The 2,624-nt window shown below is 60.6% G+C and carries 2 protein-coding genes; both read left to right on the top strand.

Annotation, left to right across the window (positions count from 1 at the left end):
• Positions 1 to 344 precede the first annotated feature (344 nt).
• Positions 345 to 542 (top strand): hypothetical protein, encoded by a 198-nt coding sequence (locus ABIE33_RS36130; protein ID WP_429133936.1) that lies wholly within the window; start codon positions 345 to 347, stop codon positions 540 to 542.
• On the top strand, positions 532 to 2,595 hold the full coding sequence (locus ABIE33_RS36125) for a recombinase family protein (protein ID WP_429133934.1): 2,064 nt from the start codon (positions 532 to 534) through the stop codon (positions 2,593 to 2,595). The genes ABIE33_RS36130 and ABIE33_RS36125 overlap by 11 nt, the downstream gene beginning before the upstream one ends.
• The last annotated feature ends 29 nt before the right edge of the window (positions 2,596 to 2,624 follow it).

Here is a 2,624-nt window from a genome sequence, read left to right as displayed (position 1 = left end):
TACAACACGACGACAGAACACCCACGGGACCGAGATTCGTGAGCTCTTGTATCCGTGGCATCCCTGGTCCGGGCGGCTCGTTCACGTCCATGGGGCGCTCGCCAAAGGGACGCATATTTTCCGTTGCAGCCTTTCTGGTGCTTCCTCTGATCGACTTCTTGAAGTCCCGTCGTGGATGTTCGACCGCTCCGTGAGCGGATATTGGCGCAGCCTGCCGGTTCCGCACGTCGATCTCGCAAGCCTGCATGCTTTGGCAAAGTTACTGGAAGGCGCCGATGCTTCATCGCAATCTGCGGTAATGGGCGCAGCATTGGTCTCTCACGAAACGAATCGGAGAGATGTCCATGCCTCGCCAGTCCATGCCATACCAGTTCGATCTGTTCTCGGCCCCGCAGCGGGGGAAGACGGCAGGGACGCCGCAATGGCCGGAGTTGCCAGAGGAGACGCGCCAAGCGCTGACGGTGCTCATCGTGCGGCTGTTCGTCAATCACGCACACTGCGGGCGCGCCTCCCAGCAGAAGGAGGCCGGTCATGATGCATGAGAAGATCGGGCCGCATCATCTGGAGCGGAAGGCCATCCTCTATGTTCGACAATCCTCGGCTCACCAGGTTCTGCACAATCGCGAAAGCAGCGCCCTCCAGTACGCCATGCGCGACCGACTGGCAGCGCTTGGATGGTCGCACATTGAGACCGTAGACGAGGATCTCGGTCGTTCTGCCGCCGGCGGCGTGACCCGTGCTGGATTTGACCGGATGGTGGCGGAAGTCTGTCTCGGCAAGGTTGGCGCCGTGGCCGCGCGTGAGGTATCGCGCTTCGCCCGCAACAGCCGGGACTGGCAGCAACTCATCGAGATGTGCCGTGTTGTCGATACCGTTCTGGTCGACCAGGAAGCGGTTTATGCGCCCCGCCAGGGCAACGACCGCCTGCTCTTGGGTTTGAAGGGCAGCCTCAACGAGTATGAGCTCGATCTATTGCGTCAGCGTTCCCTTTCCGCCCGCTATGAAAAGGCTCGCCGCGGTGAACTCGTCGTCACTGTTCCGGTCGGCTTCGTGAAGGCCGGTGACAGGATCGAGAAGGATCCCGACCGACGCATCCAGCAAGCCATTGCACTCGTCTTTAACAAGGTTGCCGAACTCGGCAGTGCGCGGCAGGCTCTGCTATGGTTCCTCGAGCAGGGGCTGGACCTGCCGGTCAGGTACGCCAATGGTGACGTCATCTGGCGCAGGCCAAATTATGCCACCATCCACCGGATGATTGCGAACCCGATCTACGGTGGCGCCTACGCTTATGGTAAGAGTCGCTCCGTGCCCCGATACGATGGCCGATCTGGAATTCGTCGCAAGACGCGTGATGAATGGTTGGCGCTGATCCCGGATGCACACGAAGGTTACGTCAGTTGGGAACGGGCGGAGGAGATCCGCAAGATGGTCAGCGACAATATGCCGGCTAGCCGCCATCACGGAGCGCCGAAACATGGTGACGCTCTGCTTGCCGGCCTTTTCCGTTGCAAGAGGTGCGGTCGGAAGCTGACGGTCCGGTACACCGGAAGCAAGCATAACATTCCGCGCTATTCCTGCTGGCGGGGTCTACTCGATAATGGCGAGCCCCGCTGCATTGCCTTCGGCGGTATGCGGGTCGATGACGCGATCGAAGAGGCGCTGCTCGGGGTGGTGGAACCGGGAGCCATTGCCGCCGCCATCGAGGCGGAACGTAATTTGGCCAGCCAACGCGACCAGGTTCAGGATGCCCTGCTGCGCGACCTCGAGGCAGCGCGCTATGTCGCCGACCGGGCATTCCGGCAATACGACGCGGCCGATCCGGACAATAGGCTGGTGACGTCGGAGCTCGAAGTACGTTGGAACAAGGCGCTCGCTCGCGTCGGCGAGATCGAGGCCAAGATTGCCAAACATCGGACAATTACGCCGCAACCGTTCCCCATGTCCGCCTCCCAGGTAGCCGCACTTGCGGGGAACCTCCGCGCCGTCTGGACGGCGCCGACAACCGATGCAAGGCTGAAGAAGCGCATCGTGCGCACGCTCATCAATGAAGTGGTTGCCGATCTCGATGATGGAACCTCTGAGATCGTCCTCGTCATTCATTGGGTTGGTGGCGTCCATACCGAGCTGCGCCTGCCGAAGCGGCGCCGCGGGCAAAGAAACGCGACGCCTGACGACATTGTCGACGCTGTGCGACAGCTCGTCCTTATTGCCAATGACGATGTGATTGCCGGTGTCCTCAATCGCAATGGACTGACGACCGGCAATGGTAATCGCTGGACACGGGAGCGGGTTACTGCGCTGAGGTCATATCGCAAGATTCCGGTCTTCCGTCCCCAGATCGACGGGGTCGAGCCGTGGCTTAATCTGGGCGGTGCGGCGAAGTTACTCGGGATAACACCAAAGACGCTACGTCTGGCGGCCGAGGCCGGCGAGATCGAGGGGACTCATCCGCTACCCGATGGCCCATGGATCTTCAGCCGTTCAAGACTCGCGACTCCACAAGCACGTCAGATCCTCGATCGTGCCCGGCAAAACCCTCGACACCCCACAGGATCGCATCCAGATCAGGAAACCTTATTCTCTTCAACAACATAGAAAGATGGGCATTATGAAACAGGATTGTA

Source organism: Ensifer sp. 4252, assembly GCF_050434565.1.
Classification (GTDB): Bacteria; Pseudomonadota; Alphaproteobacteria; order Rhizobiales; family Rhizobiaceae; genus Ensifer.
The sequence above is the reverse complement of the archived record's forward strand: the minus strand, read 5'-3'. Positions and strand labels throughout refer to the sequence as shown.

Bases quoted from the DNA above. Each gene is read 5' to 3' on its own strand.
- ABIE33_RS36130 (WP_429133936.1), top strand. From the start codon at position 345: ATGCCTCGCCAGTCCATGCCATACCAGTTCGATCTGTTCTCGGCCCCG.
- ABIE33_RS36125 (WP_429133934.1), top strand. From the start codon at position 532: ATGATGCATGAGAAGATCGGGCCGCATCATCTGGAGCGGAAGGCCATC.